At 43.0% G+C, this 6,997-nt stretch carries 4 protein-coding genes and 1 tRNA gene; 2 read left to right on the top strand and 3 right to left on the bottom strand.

Annotation, left to right across the window (positions count from 1 at the left end; all coding sequences use genetic code 11):
* Positions 1 to 170 precede the first annotated feature (170 nt).
* On the top strand, positions 171 to 2,210 hold the full coding sequence (locus tag HMPREF0670_RS10445; RefSeq protein WP_044078142.1) for a hypothetical protein: 2,040 nt from the start codon (positions 171 to 173) through the stop codon (positions 2,208 to 2,210).
* On the top strand, positions 2,191 to 2,481 hold the full coding sequence (locus tag HMPREF0670_RS10440) for a hypothetical protein (protein ID WP_009231124.1): 291 nt from the start codon (positions 2,191 to 2,193) through the stop codon (positions 2,479 to 2,481). The genes HMPREF0670_RS10445 and HMPREF0670_RS10440 overlap by 20 nt, the downstream gene beginning before the upstream one ends.
* Before the next feature lie 92 nt (positions 2,482 to 2,573).
* On the opposite strand, the gene HMPREF0670_RS10435 is transcribed toward HMPREF0670_RS10440, so the two are convergent.
* From HMPREF0670_RS10435 to metG, 3 genes are all read right to left on the bottom strand, one after another.
* Positions 2,574 to 2,655: transfer RNA gene (locus HMPREF0670_RS10435), tRNA-Leu, on the bottom strand.
* 227 nt (positions 2,656 to 2,882) lie between these two features.
* Positions 2,883 to 3,968: a mannose-1-phosphate guanylyltransferase gene (locus HMPREF0670_RS10430; RefSeq protein ID WP_009231123.1), complete on the bottom strand. Its 1,086-nt coding sequence runs from the start codon at positions 3,966 to 3,968 to the stop codon at positions 2,883 to 2,885.
* A gap of 361 nt (positions 3,969 to 4,329) precedes the next feature.
* Positions 4,330 to 6,375 (bottom strand): methionine--tRNA ligase, encoded by a 2,046-nt coding sequence (gene metG, locus HMPREF0670_RS10425; protein ID WP_044078141.1) that lies wholly within the window; start codon positions 6,373 to 6,375, stop codon positions 4,330 to 4,332.
* Between the last annotated feature and the right edge of the window lie 622 nt (positions 6,376 to 6,997).

The raw sequence follows: 6,997 nt of genomic DNA, 5'->3' as shown, positions 1-6,997 counted from the left end.
ATAAAAATGGCAAGATCTCAGATTTTATTGTATCTTTGTCCAGTACTTCGTACATGAGAGGAGTGTTTATCTTGGTTTTTACAGCACAAAGATAATAAACTCCTCTCAATTTGTAGAGATTTTAAAGGCCTAGATGATTTCGATAAAAGAATAATATAAACTAATAGGATATGAGGAAAATAGACTTACATATTCATACTTTATCTACACTCAATGATGCAGATTTTGAGTTTGATATAGACAAATTATCCGAATACACAAATACCATGCGGATAGACTGTATTGCTGTAACCAATCACAATACTTTTGATAAAGACCAGTTTCTACGAATCAAAGATAAATTAACGGATGTCGTTGTAATGCCAGGGATAGAAATAGATTTATGTGGAGGACATATATTATTAATAACAGAATACGAATCCATAGATTCTTTTGTTTCACAAGCAAAGGCTGTGTATTCGAAAATTGTCTCCCCAAATTCAAGTCTTGACTATGATACATTTCGTGATATATTTCCAGACTTAAGTAGATTTCTTGTTATACCTCATTATTGGAAAGAACCTAAAATTCCTTTCGATATAATTAACAAGTTTGGAGATGATATTTTTGCGGGAGAAGTAACAAGCCCAAAAAAATTTATTTATGCAATCAAAGACCCTAATGCACTCACCCCAGTTGTATTTAGTGACTGCCGACTAACAAGTTCCACAATGGTATTCTCTTCTCAACAAACATTTGTTGATATTGGAGACATAACACTTAATTCTCTCAAGAGCGTTTTACATGACAAAAGCAAAGTCTCTTTGAACGAAGATGGTGGACATGATTTGATAAGTATTCAAAATGGAGAGATCAAATTATCTACAGGTCTCAACATCATACTCGGTCGTCGTTCCTCTGGTAAAACCCATACATTACAAATGATAAAGGAGGAATATAAAGGAGGAAATATAAAATATATAAAGCAGTTTCAATTGTTAGAAAGGGATGATAAGAAAGATAAGAATACTTTCGATCAACTTTTGGCAGATAAGAAGAATAGTCTTTTTGAAGATTTCATATCACCTTTCAAAACTGTAATTGAAGATTTACTTAATACTCCTAGTATGGAAGATGACGAATCTGTACTTGACAATTATTTAGGTTCTCTCATTCAGTACGCCAAGGATGAAAGGGTTAGAGATGTATATTCAAAATGCGCTCTTTTTAGTGAGGAACTCTTTAGTCCAGTAGAAATGACAATATTGGAATCATTGATCAGGAATGTAAGTGAACTCCTAGATAACAAACATTATAAGGCGGTGATAGACAGGCATATTGAGAGAAGTAAAATTATCGCTCTATATAATGATTTGATTATGATGAGAAGAAACATTTCTATAGAAAAGAAGAAAAAAGAATGGACAAATGACGTAATAAGAGAAATAAAAGGTAAACTGCAAATAAAATCCTCATCAACACCAATCAATGATGATTTAGATTTGTACCAAATTGCATTACGTAGATGTAAAAGATTAAAGTTTATAAATTTGTGTAAGCTTGTAAAGAGAGAAAGGAAAATCAGAGAACTGACCCTTAAAAAGTTTAAGGTAATAGCCACTACTCATCCTTTTGTAAATGCAACAGATCTTAAGCAACGCCTACACGTTAGAGTTAGTTTAGCTCAAGCTTATCTGAAGTATGATAGTCCAATTGATTATCTAAAGGAATTAAGAAACTGTGAGACTATCAGCCCATCAGAATTTTACAAGCTATTTGTAGATATCGAGTATAAAATATTAAATGAAGACGGATTTACTATATCTGGTGGTGAAAGTGCAGAATTTAATTTGTTACAAACAATTGAAGATGCTCGAAATTATGATATGCTATTAATAGATGAACCTGAATCGTCTTTTGATAACATTTTCCTAAAAGATGATGTAAACAGTTTGTTAAAAGAGTTCTCAAAGGAAATGCCTGTTGTTATAGTAACTCATAATAGTACTATAGGAGGTTCTATACAGCCTGATTATATCCTGTTCACAGAAAAGCAGATTAGTGGTAAAGATAAAATTTTTAAAATCTATTATGGATATCCCAATGATAAATTTTTGAAGAATAAAGATAATGAACAAAAACGGAATTATGTAATCCAAATTGACAGTTTAGAAGCTGGAAGTGATGCGTATCAAAAAAGAAATAAGAATTATGAAAATCTTGAAAATTAATAGTGGAAAAGCTTATTATTCCTTTGATGGAATAACAGATTATGAAATCGATAGAATCTCTAAAGGCGATTTATTGAAATTATTAGATGTCTTTTTGAGTCAGGATTGTGATATGGATGAGTATAATGAAGATGGAGTTGCAAATAAAGCCCATCAAATTATTTATAAAAGTCTCTACGGCAAGTTTAAAGACCTAAAGGAAAAAAAGCAATTTTTCAATGAAGAAAGTGATAAAGTATATAAAGATGCTATAGAACATTATAATAGTTGAGTCCTATGTCGTAGCATTATACTGAATGGGAACAATTATAAAATAAGAAAAAGCTAAGAGTTTAGAAATAAACTACTTAGCTTTTTTCTTTGTACCCAGACCCGGGGTCGAACCGGGATGGATTGCTCCACTGGTGTTTGAGACCAGCGCGTCTACCGATTCCGCCATCTGGGCTTAGCGAGTGCAAAGGTACGTATATTTTTTTAATGAGCAAAGAATTTGGCAAAAAAACTTGCGGTGTCTGCCTTTGTTAGCTTGTTCGTGGCTATGTAAATGGGGGAGAATAGGGTGATTAGCCGGGGGATGATGAGTTGGGCATTGTTCCAAAGAAACCTTTTACGAACGTGCTGCGATAGCTGGCAGCGCAGATATAAAGAGGTTGGCACATCCCCAAGATGCCGTTACACAAAACCTTCGCCCTTCTTCAGCATCACTTCGTTAACGTATTTGCGTACCTTGGCCGATGAATCCTCCTTCTTACAGATGAGCAAAACATTATCTTTCTCCACCACGATAAAGCCTTCTAGCCCGTTTATTACGCCCAGTTTACCTTTGGGCAACTTAATGATATTGTTGCTGCTATCCTCCAAAATCACGTCGCTATCAATCACCACATTGTCGTTTTCGCCCTTTTGCATCGTCTCGTACATGCCGTGCCACGTGCCGAGGTCGGCCCATCCAAAGTGGCATTGCATCACAAACACATCGTTAGACGACTCCAAAATGCCGTGCTCGATAGAGAGATTGGGGTATAGTGGGAAGTTCTCGCGTATGAAAAGCGCCTCCTCGTGGGGATTAAACTTAGGGTTGTCTGCGTCGAATTTCCTAAGAACAGGGGGCAACAGCTCGCAGAAACGGTTGCGGGCAAACTGCACATTCAGTAGGAAAAGTCCCGTATTCCAATAAAACTCGCCGCTTTGCATGAACATGCGAGCAAACTCGCGGTCGGGCTTTTCGGTAAACGACTGCACTTCGAACACATCGTTTTCCACCTCTTTGCCCATTTGTATGTAGCCATATCCGGGTTCGGGGCGAGTTGGTTTCACGCCCAACGTCAGCATGCCGTCTTTTTTCGACACGAAGTCTAGCCCGCGAATGATGTCGCGTTGGAAGGCCTCTTCGCCCTGAATGGCTTGGTCGGAGGGCGTAACCACGAGGCACGCCTCAGGACATTGGCGCAGAATGCGGTGCGAAGCCCATGCCACGCTTGGGGCTGTACTTCGGTAAATGGGTTCTGCAAGAATGTTCTCGGGAGGAAGTTCGGGCAGCTGATTACGCACGATGTCTGCGTAAGTCTCGTTTGTGCTCACCAATATGTGCGACGGGTCTATCAGTTGTGCGAACCTATCGAAGGTTTGTTGCAACTGACTCCTGCCCACTCCGAAGAAGTCGACGAATTGTTTAGGAAAGGACAAACGGCTGTAAGGCCACAGGCGAAGTCCTCGACCGCCTGCCAAAATCAGGCAATAGTTGTTGTTAGTGTTCATTCTATCAGATGTGTTGGTTCTGCAGGCGAAAGGTATGAAAAAACTTCAAGTCTGCCAAACAATCAAAGGTTATTTATTCTCAATTAACAAGTAGTTTATGTTCTACACAGGCAAAGCGACAGCTACCCCACAACTGCCCCCAACAACTGGCCTCACCCCCAACCCCTCTCCAAGGGGAGAGGGGAGTAGTATGCCTTGCTATTGCTGTGGGTGTAACGTCGATAAACAGACATTTCTGGTTCGTTAGTTTTACCAACGCAATACATATCACTCCCCTCTCCCCTTGGAGAGGGGTTGGGGGTGAGGCCGGTAGTTGTTGGTGAGCTGTGGGGCTGAGACCAGTTGTGTGGGATAATTTCTTTTATCCCACTTGACTTCCTGCCTTCACTTCTTTCATCAGCGACAGCAGACTCAGCCCGCCGTCGTAGTTCTCGGCAGAGAGAATCATGCCTTGACTTTCGATGCCCATTAGTTGTCGGGGAGCCAAGTTGGCGATGAACACCACATCGCGCCCCACCAATTCTTCGGGTTCGTAGAACTTAGCGATACCGCTAACGATGGTGCGCGGCGTGCCGCTGCCGTCGTCGAGCGTGAATTTAAGCAGCTTGTTAGCCTTCTTCACCTTCTCGCAGGCAAGTATGCGGCCCACCCTGAGGTCTAATTTTTCAAAGTCAGCGAAGTCCACCGTGGGCTTAATCTCCTTGGCCTTATATGTTTCGGCCTCGTTAGCCTTTTTGGTATCGGCCAGCTTTTTCAGTTGCGCCTCGATAGCCTCGTCCTCTATTTTCTCGAACAGCAGTTCGGGTTCGGCCAGCTGATGCCCAGGCTTTAATATCTCAGTGTTGCCAAGTACATTCCAGTCTACACCCTCCATATTAAGCATACTGCGCAACTTCGCACTGCTAAAAGGCAAGAAGGGTTCGAAGGCGATGGCCAAGTTGGCCACCAATTGCAGCGAGATATAAAGGATGGTTTCAACCCTTTTGGGGTCGGTCTTCCACACTTTCCACGGCTCGCACTCGGTGATGTACCTGTTGCCGATGCGTGCCAGCATCATGGCCTCTTTCTGTGCATCGCGGAATTTATACGTATCGAGCAAGCCTTCCACCTTCTCCTTCACGTCTTTAAACTCGTCTAAGGCCTGTTTATCCACCTCGTTCAGTTCGCCGCAGGCAGGAACACGACCGCCGAAATACTTCTTCGTAAGCTGCAAAGCCCTGTTGACGAAGTTGCCATACACGGCCACAAGCTCATTGTTGTTGCGTTCTTGGAAGTCTTTCCACGTAAAGTTGTTGTCTTTTGTTTCGGGCGCGTTGGCCGTAAGCACGTATCTCAGCACGTCTTGCTTGCCAGGGAAGTCCTCCAAATACTCGTGCAGCCACACGGCCCAGTTCTTCGAAGTGGATATCTTTTCGTCTTCCAGATTGAGAAACTCGTTCGCAGGAACGTTTTCGGGCAGGATATAGCCGCCGTGTGCTTTAAGCATCACGGGGAACACGATGCAGTGGAACACGATGTTGTCTTTGCCGATGAAGTGCACCAAACGCGTTTCGGGGTCTTTCCACCACTTCTCCCATGTGTCAGGCAACAACTCTTTGGTATTCGATATGTAACCGATGGGCGCATCAAACCACACGTAGAGCACTTTGCCCTCTGCTCCTTCGATGGGAACGGGAATGCCCCAATCCAAGTCGCGCGTCATGGCTCGTGGTTGCAAGTCTAAGTCCAACCAACTTTTGCACTGTCCATACACATTGGGTCGCCATTCCTTATGCCCTTCCAAAATCCATTCTTTCAGCCAGTCTTGGTACTTGTCTAGCGGCAGATACCAGTTCTTGGTTTTCTTCAACACGGGTTGCGAACCGCTGATGGTAGAGCGTGGGTGCAGCAGTTCGGTAGGCGAAAGGTCGCGTCCGCACTTCTCGCATTGGTCGCCATACGCCCCTTCGTTATGGCAGTGGGGGCATTCGCCCATGATATAGCGGTCGGCCAGAAACTGATGCGCCTCCTCGTCATAATATTGTTCGGTTTCTTTTTCCAGCAGTTTTCCGTCTTCGTATAGTTTCTTAAAGAAGTCGCTTGCCAGCTGATGGTGCGTGGGCGAGGTCGTTCGGCTATAAATGTCGAACGATATGCCGAAGTCTTCGAAGCTCTTTTTTATCATGGCGTGGAACCTGTCTACCACGTCTTGCGGACTAACGCCCTCTTTTCTTGCCCTGATAGTGATGGGCACGCCGTGTTCGTCGCTACCTCCGATAAACACCACGTCCTCATTTTTCAGTCGCATATATCGTGCGTAGATGTCGGCAGGCACGTAAACGCCGGCCAAGTGTCCGATATGCACGCCGCCGTTAGCGTAAGGCAAGGCAGCTGTGATGGTGGTTCGTTTGTATTGTTTCTGTTCCATTGTACTATATATAATCATGTGTACTTGCCCGTTTCCTCCCTCCGTATTTGTGTTGCATTGGGTTAAGGCACTGCAAAAGTACAAAAAAAATGCGGCATGTATTTGTTTTGGGGTGCGAAACTTAGGTTTATGCCATCACGACAGACTTCTTCATCAGTTTGATTGTAACACGGTAAGCTGGGGTTTCGCAAAGGCGAGTCGCTCTTTTATCGGGCCAAATGCCCGACTGCTTTTTTGCTTAACCCACATTGACCACGGGCGAGAATGTGCCCAGCTTGCGGCAACAGCACCATAGTCATAGCCCCGTCAAAGGCGTCTTCTTCTCCGCATAGATGGCGCAATGGCTTGCTAGCCGTTTGTCGTTGAGCAACCTGAATACAGAAATTATAAACACCAAACATCTTTTATCATACGCAAGCGGTGTCTTGTAGCCAAATAGTTGTACATTTGCAGGTGCGTTATGTGTAATAGAAGTCGCTGATGTAGGTTGGAAAAAGAATGTTCAAAAACGAGAATGGAGCGTATGAAAAAGATACTGTTAAAGGTGTTGTCCGTAATAAGCCCGCTGCTTATTCTTGCACTTTTAGGCATGATGCAAGGGGCATGGTTCGATTCAGAGGAA

This window comes from Prevotella sp. oral taxon 317 str. F0108 (assembly GCF_000162415.1).
GTDB lineage: Bacteria > Bacteroidota > Bacteroidia > Bacteroidales > Bacteroidaceae > Prevotella > Prevotella conceptionensis.
The sequence above is the reverse complement of the archived record's forward strand: the minus strand, read 5'-3'. Positions and strand labels throughout refer to the sequence as shown.

Excerpts from the sequence above, each read along its gene's own strand:
- HMPREF0670_RS10445 (WP_044078142.1), top strand. The coding sequence starts at position 171 with ATGAGGAAAATAGACTTACATATTCATACTTTATCTACACTCAATGAT.
- HMPREF0670_RS10440 (WP_009231124.1), top strand. The coding sequence starts at position 2,191 with ATGAAAATCTTGAAAATTAATAGTGGAAAAGCTTATTATTCCTTTGAT.
- HMPREF0670_RS10430 (WP_009231123.1), bottom strand. The coding sequence starts at position 3,968 with ATGAACACTAACAACAACTATTGCCTGATTTTGGCAGGCGGTCGAGGA.
- metG (WP_044078141.1), bottom strand. The coding sequence starts at position 6,375 with ATGGAACAGAAACAATACAAACGAACCACCATCACAGCTGCCTTGCCT.